The organism is Pseudomonas sp. CG7 (assembly GCF_023701885.1).
GTDB lineage: Bacteria > Pseudomonadota > Gammaproteobacteria > Pseudomonadales > Pseudomonadaceae > Aquipseudomonas > Aquipseudomonas zanjanensis.
Window position 1 is genome coordinate 106,288 of the sequence record NZ_JABAEE010000004.1, and the last position, 12,159, is coordinate 118,446.

A 12,159-nucleotide genomic window follows, 5' to 3' on the forward strand; every position below is an offset into this window, starting at 1 on the left:
TCCGCCCCCGCGCTGAACAGCTTATTCGGACGGCGGTACGTAGCCTTCGGCCTTGGCGTATTCTTCGCCGGAAAAGTACTTGTCCATCTCGCCCTGAAGGTATTTGCGATCTTCGGCGTTCATCATGTTCAGGCGTTTTTCATTGATCAGCAGGGTCTGGTGTTTCTGCCAGTCGGCCCAGGCCTTGGCCGAGACGTGGTCAAAAATATCCTGGCCCTTGGCGCCCGGGAATGGAGCACGTTCCAGGGCGGGCAGTTCTTCTTTGTACTTGCGGCACATGATGGTGCGGGTCATTGCAACTCTCCTGCGTTCATTACGGCGGCCGCGCGTTCGAGCAAGGTTTTGACCGGGGCGGCAAGGCCCAGGCGCGGCGGGGTGGCGAGGTTATACCAGAGCCAGTCGGCCTCGGCCACGTGATGGCCGGTTTCCCGGACCCGGACCAGCCAGGGTTCGATCGCCAGCTGGAAGTGGCTGAAGGTGTGCACCAGGCCCGGCATTTCGTGTTGGCTGCCGAATTCCAGCGAGTGTTGCAGGGCCAGGTGCTGCAGGGCGTCGAGGTCGTCGAGTTCCGGCAGGCTCCCCAGCCCGCCCCACAGCCCGGTGGAAGGGCGACGGTAAAGCAGGATCGCGCCCGCGTGGTTGGCCAGCATGGGCATCAAGGTGCGCTTTTTCGGCACCTCCTTGCGCGGCTTGGGGATCGGATAGCGGGTTTCCAGGCCCAGCATATGGGCCTCGCAGCCTTGCTTCAGCGGGCAGAGCAGGCAACTGGGCTTGCTGCGGGTGCAGAGCGTGGCGCCCAGGTCCATCATCGCCTGGGTGTAGGCGGTGACGCGGTCCTGTGGCGTGAAACGCTCGGCGGTGGCCCAGAGCTGTTTCGCCACTTTGGGTTCGCCCGGATAGCCCTCTTGGGCGGTGAAACGCGCCAGCACCCGCTTGACGTTGCCATCGAGGATCGGCGCCCGCAGGCCCATGCTGATGCTGGCGATGGCGCCGGCGGTGGACAGGCCGATGCCCGGCAGCTCGGTGAGTTTTTCCACGTCCCGGGGGAATTCGCCGCCGTACTGCTCGACGACGATTTTCGCGGTCTTCTGCAAGTTGCGCGCACGGGTGTAGTAACCCAGCCCGGTCCACAGGTGCAGCACTTCGTCCTCCGGCGCGGCGGCCAAGGCTTGAACGGTGGGCAGCGAGGCCATGAACCGGTCAAAGTAATTGAGCACGGTACTGACCTGGGTCTGTTGCAACATGATTTCCGAGACCCACACCCGATAGGGCGAGATGGCTTGTTGCCAGGGCAAATCGTGACGCCCGTGGCGGTCGAACCAATCCAGTACCGCGGTGGAAAACTGCTCGGCTCTCATCGCTTGAACAGCCCCTTGAGCGCATCTTTCAGTTCGGGGCTGACCTTGTCGCCGAGCTTCTCATCGATCTTATCGCCGAGCCGATCGCCGGCCAGCTTCGCCGCGACCTTGCCCAGCCCGTCGTTGTCCAGGCGGCAGGCCTTCGCGCCCAGTTCCAGGGGACCGCGGCAGCGCAACGGCCATTCGACATCGGCGTAGCGCTCGTTGACCTGGCAGGCCGGGTCGGGCATGTCGCTCTTGTCGCCGTCGACGATGGCGCCGACGCGGTAGTCCATGCCCAGCACTCGCAGGTCGATATCGCCGTTGCCGTTGACGGTCATGCCGGGAATACGGACTTTCAGGTCCGGGTTGTGGGCAACGCCATTGTTGAAGGTGAGATTGCCGTTGAGTTGCTGGAACGGCGTGTCCTTGCCCCGGGGCTCGCCACTGAGGGACTTGCGAGTGAGGGTAGCGATGCCTTTGCACAATTGCTGTTCGAGATTGGCATTGAGCAGCATGCCATCGTTGATGACGAACCCGGCGTTGCCGTTGAGGCTGTCGATCAGGGCCTTCTGGCTATTGACGGTGGCGGTGATCGCGCTGTTGAGCGTGACCAGGCCTTTGACCGGCGGATTCTTGCCCTGGCTTTCGATGATCTTCTCGGCGGGGACCCGGTTGATGCGAGGCTGCAGGCTCAACTGTGGCGTAGGCTGGCGCACATCCAGGGTGCCCTTGGTTTCGAAGTTGCCGCTGTACAGATCACCCCGCAGGTTCTCCAGGGTCAGCAGGCCGCCCAGGCCGGTGGCCTTGAGCGCGGCGTTCTGGATCGGCAGTTTATCGAGGGTCAGTTGCCCGAAGGGCAGGTCGGCATCGAGGTCCAGCTTGCCCAGGCGCTCCACCGGAATCAGCCGAGCGTTACTCCAGGCACCCTGGGTCGGAGCGCTCGGCAACGGTGTGCTGCCGGCACCGGCCATGGCGCTGGCTGCGGTGTTGCTGACTTCCGCCTCACGGGCCGCCTTGGAACTGTCGGCTTCGGCGGATGTTGGCGGAAGGTAGCGGTCGACGGTGAAGGTGTCGGCCTTGAGCTGCACGCGCAGGGCCTGCTTGGCAAAGTCTGCCACGGCGATACGGCCGCTGAAGTGGCTGTCGTCGCCCTTCAGGTTGATGTCGTTGAATGCGACGCTGCTTGGCGTGCCGGCAATGCGGCTGGCCAATTCGACCTTGCTCAGGCTGCCTTCGGCCATGGCCGGGAGTGTCTGGCCGACGCTGTCGACGAACTTCGCCAGGTCGAACTGGGCGATCGATATTCCACCATTCAATTGCGGGCTCTTGTCGAGGTCGTTGACCTTCAGCTCACCGAGGGCGCGCAGTTGGTTGAGCGACAGCTTGATACCGGTCCATTCGGCGACGTTGGCCGCCTTGTCCAGGAACAGTTGCCCCTGGGCGGCGAAGTTCAGGGTCTTGCCCTGCAACGGGTCGCCGGTGGCCTCGCCGGACAGTTTCAGGTCTTCGAACTTGTAGCGCTGCAAGGCGCGCTCGAAGCGCAGTTCGCCGGTCACTTCGGTGCGTACGCGCACGGCCGGCTGGTTGCTGGACAGGAATGCAGTCAGCGTCACCGGGATATTGGTGGAGTCGTGGACCGGGCCGGTGCTCAGCTGGATGCTTTCGGCGGTGAACAGCTTGCCGGTCTGCTCGTCGGTGTATTCGACCCGGGCGTTGTTCACGGTCAGGCTGTCGATGTCCAGGCGAGTCGGCTGGGCAGGTTTTTCTGCCGGGGTGCTAGCAGGCGGGGCGGGTTGTTCGGCCGGCGTCGGTGCCGGGGTGTTCGCCGTCGTCGCGGAGGCCGGCGCTTTACCGATGTCTTCCCAGTTTCCGTGACCGTTCTTGTCACGGTTGAGCCGCAGGTTCAGGCCTTCGACGCGCACATCGCTCATCTGCACTTCCCGGCGCAGCAGCGGGATCACCCGGACCGAAAGGCCGAGCATCTGCAGGTCGGCGAAAGGTTGGGTTGGATTGGCCAAGGTCGCGACGCTGGCGTCGTGCAACTCCAGGCCCAGCCATGGAAACAGGCTCCAGCCGATATCGCCATTGAGGGTCAACTCGATGTGGGCCTTGTCGCGGGCTATCTGGCGGATCTCTTCTTTGTAGTCGTTGGGATCGAACAGGTGGGTCAGGGCAAAGCCCAGGGCCACAATGATCAGCAACAGCCCGAGAAGTACCAGACCCAGGATTTTGCCGAACGCTTTCATGGGCGAATCCTTGTAGGTTGAGTTCAAAATTTAGCCGCGAGTATAACGCCCCGAGTTGGTGGCGCGTTGAGTGATCGTTCTTCCGGCAGGCCTGCCGAACAAAGACCCATGGGGACGGGGCTGGTTTCAGCCTCGGAAAAAATAAATCGTTAGTCCCCTACAGAAATCGAGCAAGCGTGCGATAAGACAGATGGCACGAAAAAGGTGATATCACTTTGGTTTTTCTGCCGCGAGCAAATGGTAATCTTTGCCCGTTCGTCCGTCCTTCTGCGACTTGATGTCGCACACTATGGAGCTTCACCAGAAAATACAGCCATGCCTGCGTGCAATGAAGGCTGAGGGTGATGCGTGGCTGGCGAACCATTCCAATAACTGGGGGATACACAATGAGCACGAGCATCACGGCGGGCGGCGTCGCCGACCAGCCAGCGTTCCTCTCCAAGGAACGCATCATCGCCAAGCCGGGTTTCAACCGGTGGCTGGTTCCACCGGCCGCACTGGCCATTCACCTGTGCATCGGCATGGCCTACGGTTTCTCGGTGTTCTGGTTGCCACTGTCCAAAGCCTTGGGGATTACCAAGCCTGTGGCCTGTGCACCGGATATGAGCTTCATCTCGCAAGTCTTTTCGTCCCAATGTGACTGGCCGATCTCCATGCTCGGCTGGATCTACACCCTGTTCTTCATCTTCCTGGGCTGCTCGGCAGCGATCTGGGGCGGCTGGCTGGAACACGCCGGGCCACGCAAGGCCGGCGTTGTATCGGCCCTGTGCTGGTGCGGTGGCCTGCTGATTTCCGCGCTGGGTATCTATACCCATCAGATCTGGCTGATGTGGGTCGGTTCCGGCGTCATTGGCGGTATCGGCCTGGGCCTGGGCTACATCTCCCCGGTGTCCACACTGATCAAGTGGTTCCCGGACAAGCGCGGCATGGCGACCGGCATGGCGATCATGGGCTTCGGCGGTGGTGCGATGGTCGGTGCTCCGCTGGCTGCGGCGCTGATGAACCACTTCGCCTCGCCGACTGGCGTGGGCGTCTGGCAGAGCTTCCTGGTCATGGCCGCGATCTACTTCGTGTTCATGATCGGTGGCGCCTTGTCGTACCGCGTGCCGCCGACTGGCTGGAAGCCTGAAGGCTGGACCCCGGCACCGAAGAAAGCCGCGAACGCGATGATCACCCATCGCCACGTTCACGTGAATGTCGCCTGGAAAACCCCGCAGTTCCGTCTGGTATGGCTGGTGCTGTGCCTGAACGTATCCGCCGGTATCGGCATCCTCGGCATGGCTTCGCCATTGTTGCAGGAAGTGTTCGGCGGCAAGCTGCTGGGCAATGACCTGCCGTTCGGTCAGTTGGATGCTGTGCAACTGGGCCAGATCGCGGCTATCGCGGCCGGCTTCACCGGTCTGTTGAGCCTGTTCAACATCGGCGGTAGGTTCTTCTGGGCCTCGTTCTCGGATTACCAGGGTCGTAAAAACACCTATTTCGTGTTCTTCGCCCTGGGCTTTGCCCTCTACGCGCTGATCCCGAACCTCGGTCACCTGGGCAGCGTCGCGCTGTTCGTGGCGGCGTTCTGCATCATCCTGTCGATGTACGGCGGCGGTTTCGCCACCGTGCCAGCCTACCTGGCGGACCTGTTCGGTACGCAAATGGTTGGCGCCATCCACGGTCGTCTCCTGACTGCCTGGGCTGCCGCAGGCGTGCTGGGTCCGGTACTGGTGAACTACCTGCGTGAATATCAGCTGAGCATCGGCGTTGAACGTGCCGCGGCCTATGACATCACCTTGTATATCCTTGCCGGCCTGCTGGTGCTGGGCTTCCTGTGCAACCTGCTGGTCCGCCCGGTCGCCGACAAGTACTTCATGACCGACGCCGAACTGGCCGCCGAACAGGCGCTGGGCCATGACAAGGGCGCCGACAGCACCACTTCGCTGGAATGGAAAGCCGCACCGGGCACCAAGCCCCTGGCGATCGCGGCCTGGCTGGTGGTGGGCATTCCGTTGGCGTGGGGTGTGTGGGTGACCCTGCAGAAGACGGCGGTGTTGTTCCGCTAAGCGACAATATGGATAGGCCCGAATCCATTGGAGACGGGCCAACCTTGTGGGAGCGAGCTTGCTCGCGATGGGGGCGTGTCAGTCGACATCATTGTCTGCTGACCCACCGCTATCGCGAGCAAGCTCGCTCCCACAGTCGTTTTGGGTGATGGCACAGACTTGTACGCACATGTCTAGCACCGACAGCCCGGGCTTCAGCCCGTCAGTGATGTCACCTCTTTTGTTTCTGTTTGCCGCTCGCGCCCCTATAATGGCTGCCTTTTTCGCCCAATGATTTTGCGGAGCTGGTGATGGCCGAACGTAAGGCGTCTGTCGAGCGCGACACTCTGGAAACCCAGATCAAAGCCTCGATCAACCTAGATGGCACCGGTAAGGCCCGGTTTGATATCGGTGTGCCTTTTCTTGAGCACATGCTGGACCAGATCGCCCGTCACGGGCTGATCGACCTGGACATCGTCAGCAAGGGCGACCTGCATATCGACGACCACCACACGGTGGAAGACGTCGGTATCACCTTGGGCCAGGCCTTTACCAAGGCCATCGGCGACAAGAAGGGCATCCGCCGCTACGGCCATGCCTACGTGCCGCTCGATGAAGCGCTGTCGCGCGTGGTCATCGACTTCTCCGGCCGCGCTGGCCTGCAAATGCATGTGCCCTATACCCGTGCCACCGTCGGCGGCTTCGACGTTGACCTGTTCCAGGAATTCTTCCAGGGCTTCGTCAACCACGCCAACGTGACCCTGCACATCGACAACCTGCGCGGGCACAACACCCACCACCAGCTCGAAACCGTGTTCAAGGCGTTCGGCCGCGCGCTGCGCATGGCTGTGGAGCTCGACGACCGCATGGCCGGCCAGATGCCTTCCACCAAAGGCGTCCTGTAATGCAGACGGTCGCGGTTATCGACTACGGCATGGGCAACCTGCACTCGGTGGCCAAGGCCCTCGAGCACGTGGGCGCCGGCAAGGTGCTGATCACCAGCGATGCCGACGTGATTCGCGAAGCCGACCGGGTGGTGTTCCCCGGCGTCGGGGCGATTCGTGATTGCATGGCCGAGATTCGTCGCCTGGGCTTCGACAAGCTGGTGCACGAAGTCAGCCAGGACCGTCCGTTCCTCGGTATTTGCGTGGGCATGCAGGCCTTGCTCGATCGCAGTGAAGAGAACGACGGTGTCGATTGCATTTCGCTGTTTCCAGGCCAGGTGAAGTTCTTTGGCAAGGGCCTGCATGAAGACGGCGAGCACTTGAAAGTCCCGCACATGGGCTGGAACGAAGTGAAGCAGGCGGTGGATCACCCGCTGTGGCACAACATTCCGGACCTGGCGCGTTTCTACTTCGTGCACAGCTACTACATCGCCGCCGGCAATGCGCGGCAGGTGGTGGGCAGCGGTCACTATGGCGTCGATTTCGCCGCGGCCCTGGCCGACGGTTCGCGCTTCGCCGTGCAGTTCCACCCGGAGAAGAGCCATACCCACGGCCTGCAACTGTTGCAGAACTTCGCGGCATGGGACGGGCGCTGGTAATGGCCCGCAAGAAACCGCCGATCCTCACCCTCACGCCCGAGCAGGAGAGTGAAGCGAACCGCAAGATCCAGCGGTTCATGGAGGAACGTTTCGAGCTGGACCTGGGCTCGTTCGAGGCGGCGGAAATTCTTGACCTGTTTACCCGCGAAATTGCTCCGCACTATTACAACAGGGCGATTTTCGATGTGCAGGCGCACCTTAAAGAAAGGTTCGAAAGCATTGAAAGCGACTTGTGGGCGCTCGAGAAAAACTGATTCCCGAGCCAAGCTGAATACTCGTATTTAAGGGTTTGCCAGATGCTGATTATCCCCGCTATCGATCTCAAGGACGGCGCTTGCGTGCGTCTGCGCCAGGGCCGCATGGAAGACTCCACGGTGTTTTCCGATGACCCGGTGAGCATGGCCGCCAAGTGGGTGGAAGGCGGCTGCCGTCGCCTGCATCTGGTCGACCTCAACGGCGCCTTCGAAGGGCAACCGGTCAATGGCGAAGTGGTCACGGCCATCGCCAAGCGCTATCCGAACCTGCCGATCCAGATCGGCGGCGGCATTCGCTCGCTGGAAACCATCGAGCACTACGTCAAGGCTGGCGTGAGCTACGTGATCATCGGCACCAAGGCTGTGAAAGACCCGGCTTTCGTCGCCGAAGCCTGTCGCGCGTTCCCTGGCAAAATCATCGTTGGCCTGGATGCCAAGGACGGTTTCGTCGCCACCGATGGCTGGGCTGAAATCAGCACCGTGCAGGTCATCGATCTGGCCAAGCAGTTTGAAGCCGACGGCGTGTCCTCGATCGTTTATACCGATATCGCCAAAGACGGCATGATGCAGGGCTGCAACGTGCCGTTCACCGCTGCACTGGCCGCTGCCACCAAGATTCCGGTGATCGCTTCCGGTGGTATCCATAACCTGGGTGACATCAAGTCGCTGCTCGACGCCAAGGCGCCGGGCATCATCGGCGCAATCACCGGCCGTGCGATCTATGAAGGCACCCTCGACGTCGCTGAAGCGCAAGCTTTCTGCGATTCGTACAAAGGCTGAGGACTGACCATGGCGCTGGCCAAACGCATCATCCCTTGCCTGGACGTGGACAACGGCCGGGTGGTCAAGGGCGTCAAGTTCGAGAACATCCGTGATGCCGGCGACCCGGTGGAAATCGCCCGTCGCTACGACGAGCAGGGTGCTGACGAGATTACCTTCCTCGACATCACGGCCAGCGTCGATGGCCGCGACACCACGTTGCACACCGTCGAGCGCATGGCCAGCCAGGTGTTCATCCCGCTGACCGTGGGCGGCGGCGTGCGCACCGTGCAGGACATCCGCAACCTGCTCAATGCCGGGGCGGACAAGGTGTCCATCAACACTGCCGCGGTGTTCAATCCGGAATTTGTCGGCGAAGCGGCCCAGCACTTCGGCTCGCAGTGTATCGTCGTCGCCATCGACGCGAAGAAGGTCTCCGGCCCGGGCGAAACCCCGCGCTGGGAAATCTTCACCCATGGCGGGCGCAAACCCACGGGCCTGGACGCCGTCGAGTGGGCGAAGAAGATGGAAGGCCTCGGGGCGGGTGAAATCCTGCTGACCAGCATGGACCAGGACGGTATGAAAAACGGCTTCGACCTCGGTGTCACCCGTGCCATCAGCGATGCGCTGGGCATTCCAGTCATCGCTTCCGGCGGTGTTGGCAACCTGCAGCACCTGGCCGACGGCATTCTTGAAGGTCACGCCAGTGCGGTATTGGCGGCGAGTATTTTCCACTTCGGTGAATACACCGTGCCGGAAGCCAAGGCCTACATGGCTCATCGCGGTATCTGCATTCGCTGATCGCTGGACACCATGGCGGGCCCAAGGCACTCTTGGGCACACCATGGATTGCGGTAGCCCGACATGCTCAAACGCCTCGTTCTTGCCTTTGCCGGTGCCACGTTGCTGCTCGCAGGCACCGTCCGTGCGGCTGATACATCGCTGGTGTTGCTGACGGAAAACTTCCCCCCGTACAACATGGCCAAGAACGGCAAGAACTTCGCTCAGGACGAAAATATCCAGGGCATCGCCGTGGACATCGTCCGCGAAATATTCAAGCGCGCCGATATCTCCTATAGCCTGACGCTGCGTTTCCCTTGGGAGCGCATCTACAAACTCGCCCTGGAAAATCCGGGCTACGGAGTGTTTGTCATGGCGCGGTTGCCGGAGCGTGAAAAGCTGTTCAAATGGGTCGGCCCCATCGGTCCGGACGACTGGATCTTGCTCGCCAAGGCCGACAGCAAGATCACCCTCGACTCGCTGGAGCAGGCGCGCCAATACAAGATCGGTGCCTACAAGGGCGACGCGATCGCCGAGACGTTGGCCAAGCAAGGGCTGAAGCCGATGGTCGTGCTGCGCGATCAGGACAATGCCCGAAAGCTGGTCAATGGCCAGATCGACCTATGGGCCACCGGTGACCCGGCCGGGCGGTACCTGGCGCGACAGGAAGGGGTGGACGACCTCAAGACCGTGCTGCGTTTCAACAGTGCCGAGTTGTACTTGGCGTTGAACAAGGAAGTGCCTGACGACGTGGTGGCCCGGCTGCAAAAGGCCTTGGATGAGCTGCGCAAGGAAGGTGAAGTGGACGCGATCATGGCGCGGTATCTCTAAGGGTTTTACTCGCCGTGCGACCGCCTTCGTCGGATCGCCGCCCGGAGCAAGCTCGCTCCCACAATGGTTTTGCACTGGACACAATATTTGTGTTCGCAGCAGATCCCCTGTGGGAGCGAGCTTGCTCGCGAAAGCGGTGGATCAGCTTGTAGAGATGTTGGATGTGCTGGCCCCATCGCGAGCAAGCTCGCTCCCACAAGGTCAACCGGTTGTTCACAGATGCGGTGCCTGCCACAGACCCCCTGTGGGAGCGAGCTTGCTCGCGATGGGCTGCTACCGATAAACCCCATCTTTCCCATGCCCAACCATCGCCCGGTTGCTGCGCAGGCTGATCATCGACTTGATGTCGATCCATTCGATGCCCTGGGCCTTGAGCTTGGGCAGTTCGCGTTCGAGCACGGCCAGGGTCTCCGGGTAGGGATGGCCGATCATCACGGCCGAGCCTTGCCGGCGGGCCAGGTCAATGGCGATCTGGAGCTGGCCGGCTATGGCTGCTTCGGTGCGCTCGTCATCCAGGAACACATCCCGCGACACACTGGCGAGGCCGATCTTCTGCGCCTCGGCGGCGGCGACGGTCTGGGCGCTGGTGCGGCTGTCGACGAAAAACTTGTGGCGTTGCTGCAAATTCGCCATCAGCCAGGCCATGGCCTGGGGTTGGGCGGTCATGCGGCTGCCCATGTGGTTGTTGATTCCGCTGGTATAGGGCACGGCGGCGAACGCGGCGTCCAGGCGTTTGCCCAGTTCTTCGATGGGCAGTTCCGGATGCCAGGCGAATGGCCCGGTGGCCGGATCCATGGGCATGTGGAGCATGACCAGCTTGCCGGCGCGATGGGCTTCGCGGGCGAATTCGGCGGCATGGGGCGTGTCGGGCATGATCGCGGCGGTGACCGGGCCGGGGAGGGCCAATACCCGGCGATCCCGAGGCAGGTTCTGCCCCAGGTCGTCGATGATCAGGCTCAGGTACGCCTTGTGCGGCGAAGAAGGTGTGGCGGGCGCCGCGTTAACGGCTCCCGCCAGCAGGCACAGCAGGACGAAGGTGAAGCGCAAGCGCATCTCAGCGGCCGGACGTGATGTTCAACCCCTTGAGCAAGCTCAAGGCCTGGGCCAATTGATAGTCGTCGTCCTGCGGCATTGGCTTGGCCTTGGCGCCGGAGCCGGTCGGTTTGTCGGCGCCGCCGTTGCCATTGCCCAAGTGACCTTGCAGGTCGGCTTCCTTGAAGTATTCGCTATCCGCCTCGCTAGTGATCTTGGCCTTGCGCACTTCGATGTCCGGGACGATGCCCTGGGCCTGGATGGAGCGGCCGTTAGGCGTGAAGTACAGCGCGGTGGTGATCTTCAGGGCGCGCTCGTTGTTCAGTGGCAACACGGTCTGCACCGAGCCCTTGCCGAAGCTGGTGGTGCCCATGACCACGCCGCGTTTCTGGTCCTGCAGGGCGCCGGCGACGATTTCCGAGGCCGAGGCACTGCCGCCGTTGATCAGCACCACCAATGGCACGGCTTCGCTCAGGTCGTTGCCGGTGGCCGAGAAACGCAGTTCGGAATTGGCGATGCGCCCCTTGGTGTAGACGATCAGGCCCTTGGTGATGAAGTGGTCCACCACTTCCACGGCCGATTGCAGCACGCCGCCGGGGTTGTTGCGCAGGTCCAGGACCAGGCCGTTGAGTTTCTTGCCGTTGTCCTTGCGCAGCTTGGCCAGGGACTTGGCGACTTCTTCGCCGGTCTTGACCTGGAACTGAGTGATACGGATGTAGCCGTAGCCCGATTCCAGCAGTTGGCTCTTCACGCTCTTGACCTGGATGACCGCCCGGGTGAGTGTCACATCGAACGGCGTGCCGCCGTCGCGTACCAGGGTCAGGGTGATCTTCTGGCCGATCTTGCCGCGCATCTTGTCCACGGCTTCGGTCATGCTCTGGCCGCGGGTCGGTTGGCCGTTGATCTTGACGATGAAGTCACCAGCCTGGATGCCAGCCTTCGAGGCTGGCGTGTCGTCGATCGGCGAGACGACCTTGACGAAACCGTCTTCGCTGCCGACTTCGATGCCCAGGCCGCCGAACTCGCCGCTGGTGCTTTCCTGCAACTCGGCAAAATCCTCCGGCCCCAGGTAGGCCGAGTGCGGGTCAAGATTGCTGAGCAGGCCTTTGATGGCGTTCTCCAGCAGCATCTTGTCATCCACGGGCTCGACATAGGCGGCCTTGATCCGGTCCATGACCTCGGCAAAGGTGCGCAGTTCGTCCAGCGGCAGCGGCGCCTTGGTGGTCGCGGCGGTGGCGGCGGGTGCCGATGGGGCCGGTTCGGCGGCAAAAGCCAGGGGCGCACCGATCACGAGGGCGATCGTCAGGGCCAGCGAGGTGAGGCGGGACAAATGCAGCATGTCGAACG

The 12,159-nt window shown here is 62.2% G+C and carries 12 protein-coding genes; 7 read left to right on the forward strand and 5 right to left on the reverse strand.

The window, feature by feature from the left end:
- Positions 1-21: 21 nt before the first annotated feature.
- From HGO40_RS03420 to HGO40_RS03430, 3 genes are read right to left on the reverse strand one after another with little or no spacing between them, the layout of a single operon-like run.
- Complete coding sequence (locus tag HGO40_RS03420) at positions 22-294, reverse strand: oxidative damage protection protein (RefSeq protein ID WP_175376539.1); 273 nt, start codon at positions 292-294, stop codon at positions 22-24.
- Positions 291-1,358 carry an A/G-specific adenine glycosylase gene (gene mutY / locus HGO40_RS03425; RefSeq protein WP_250961884.1) on the reverse strand — a complete coding sequence of 356 codons (1,068 nt, stop codon included), beginning with the start codon at positions 1,356-1,358 and terminating at the stop codon, positions 291-293. The genes HGO40_RS03420 and mutY overlap by 4 nt, the downstream gene beginning before the upstream one ends.
- Positions 1,355-3,586 (reverse strand): AsmA family protein, encoded by a 2,232-nt coding sequence (locus tag HGO40_RS03430; RefSeq protein ID WP_250961885.1) that lies wholly within the window; start codon positions 3,584-3,586, stop codon positions 1,355-1,357. Before HGO40_RS03430 ends, mutY begins: the two co-directional genes overlap by 4 nt.
- Before the next feature lie 386 nt (positions 3,587-3,972).
- On the opposite strand from HGO40_RS03430, the gene HGO40_RS03435 reads away from it, so the two are divergent.
- From HGO40_RS03435 to HGO40_RS03465, 7 genes are all read left to right on the forward strand, one after another.
- Positions 3,973-5,634, forward strand: coding sequence for an OFA family MFS transporter (locus tag HGO40_RS03435; RefSeq protein ID WP_250961886.1), 1,662 nt, complete (start codon positions 3,973-3,975; stop codon positions 5,632-5,634).
- Between the two features lie 290 nt (positions 5,635-5,924).
- On the forward strand, positions 5,925-6,518 hold the full coding sequence (gene hisB, locus HGO40_RS03440) for an imidazoleglycerol-phosphate dehydratase HisB (protein ID WP_250961887.1): 594 nt from the start codon (positions 5,925-5,927) through the stop codon (positions 6,516-6,518).
- Positions 6,518-7,156 carry an imidazole glycerol phosphate synthase subunit HisH gene (hisH, locus tag HGO40_RS03445; protein ID WP_092173371.1) on the forward strand — a complete coding sequence of 213 codons (639 nt, stop codon included), beginning with the start codon at positions 6,518-6,520 and terminating at the stop codon, positions 7,154-7,156. The genes hisB and hisH overlap by 1 nt, the downstream gene beginning before the upstream one ends.
- Positions 7,156-7,410, forward strand: coding sequence for a DUF2164 domain-containing protein (locus HGO40_RS03450; protein ID WP_030141479.1), 255 nt, complete (start codon positions 7,156-7,158; stop codon positions 7,408-7,410). Before hisH ends, HGO40_RS03450 begins: the two co-directional genes overlap by 1 nt.
- A 42-nt stretch (positions 7,411-7,452) precedes the next feature.
- Positions 7,453-8,190: a 1-(5-phosphoribosyl)-5-[(5-phosphoribosylamino)methylideneamino]imidazole-4-carboxamide isomerase gene (gene hisA / locus HGO40_RS03455; protein ID WP_014336098.1), complete on the forward strand. Its 738-nt coding sequence runs from the start codon at positions 7,453-7,455 to the stop codon at positions 8,188-8,190.
- 9 nt (positions 8,191-8,199) lie between these two features.
- Entirely contained in the window at positions 8,200-8,970 is a 771-nt protein-coding gene (hisF, locus tag HGO40_RS03460; RefSeq protein ID WP_003196830.1) for an imidazole glycerol phosphate synthase subunit HisF, read from the forward strand.
- A 63-nt stretch (positions 8,971-9,033) separates the two neighbouring features.
- Complete coding sequence (locus HGO40_RS03465; protein WP_250961888.1) at positions 9,034-9,780, forward strand: substrate-binding periplasmic protein; 747 nt, start codon at positions 9,034-9,036, stop codon at positions 9,778-9,780.
- Between the two features lie 273 nt (positions 9,781-10,053).
- On the opposite strand, the gene HGO40_RS03470 is transcribed toward HGO40_RS03465, so the two are convergent.
- Positions 10,054-10,833 carry a divergent polysaccharide deacetylase family protein gene (locus tag HGO40_RS03470; protein WP_250961889.1) on the reverse strand — a complete coding sequence of 260 codons (780 nt, stop codon included), beginning with the start codon at positions 10,831-10,833 and terminating at the stop codon, positions 10,054-10,056.
- A gap of 1 nt (position 10,834) precedes the next feature.
- Entirely contained in the window at positions 10,835-12,151 is a 1,317-nt protein-coding gene (locus tag HGO40_RS03475; RefSeq protein ID WP_250961890.1) for a S41 family peptidase, read from the reverse strand.
- Positions 12,152-12,159: the final 8 nt, after the last annotated feature.

Excerpts from the sequence above, each read along its gene's own strand:
- mutY (WP_250961884.1), bottom strand. The coding sequence starts at position 1,358 with ATGAGAGCCGAGCAGTTTTCCACCGCGGTACTGGATTGGTTCGACCGC.
- HGO40_RS03465 (WP_250961888.1), top strand. The coding sequence starts at position 9,034 with ATGCTCAAACGCCTCGTTCTTGCCTTTGCCGGTGCCACGTTGCTGCTC.
- hisA (WP_014336098.1), top strand. The coding sequence starts at position 7,453 with ATGCTGATTATCCCCGCTATCGATCTCAAGGACGGCGCTTGCGTGCGT.
- hisH (WP_092173371.1), top strand. The coding sequence starts at position 6,518 with ATGCAGACGGTCGCGGTTATCGACTACGGCATGGGCAACCTGCACTCG.
- HGO40_RS03470 (WP_250961889.1), bottom strand. The coding sequence starts at position 10,833 with ATGCGCTTGCGCTTCACCTTCGTCCTGCTGTGCCTGCTGGCGGGAGCC.
- hisB (WP_250961887.1), top strand. The coding sequence starts at position 5,925 with ATGGCCGAACGTAAGGCGTCTGTCGAGCGCGACACTCTGGAAACCCAG.
- HGO40_RS03435 (WP_250961886.1), top strand. The coding sequence starts at position 3,973 with ATGAGCACGAGCATCACGGCGGGCGGCGTCGCCGACCAGCCAGCGTTC.
- HGO40_RS03420 (WP_175376539.1), bottom strand. The coding sequence starts at position 294 with ATGACCCGCACCATCATGTGCCGCAAGTACAAAGAAGAACTGCCCGCC.
- HGO40_RS03475 (WP_250961890.1), bottom strand. The coding sequence starts at position 12,151 with ATGCTGCATTTGTCCCGCCTCACCTCGCTGGCCCTGACGATCGCCCTC.
- HGO40_RS03450 (WP_030141479.1), top strand. The coding sequence starts at position 7,156 with ATGGCCCGCAAGAAACCGCCGATCCTCACCCTCACGCCCGAGCAGGAG.
- hisF (WP_003196830.1), top strand. The coding sequence starts at position 8,200 with ATGGCGCTGGCCAAACGCATCATCCCTTGCCTGGACGTGGACAACGGC.
- HGO40_RS03430 (WP_250961885.1), bottom strand. The coding sequence starts at position 3,586 with ATGAAAGCGTTCGGCAAAATCCTGGGTCTGGTACTTCTCGGGCTGTTG.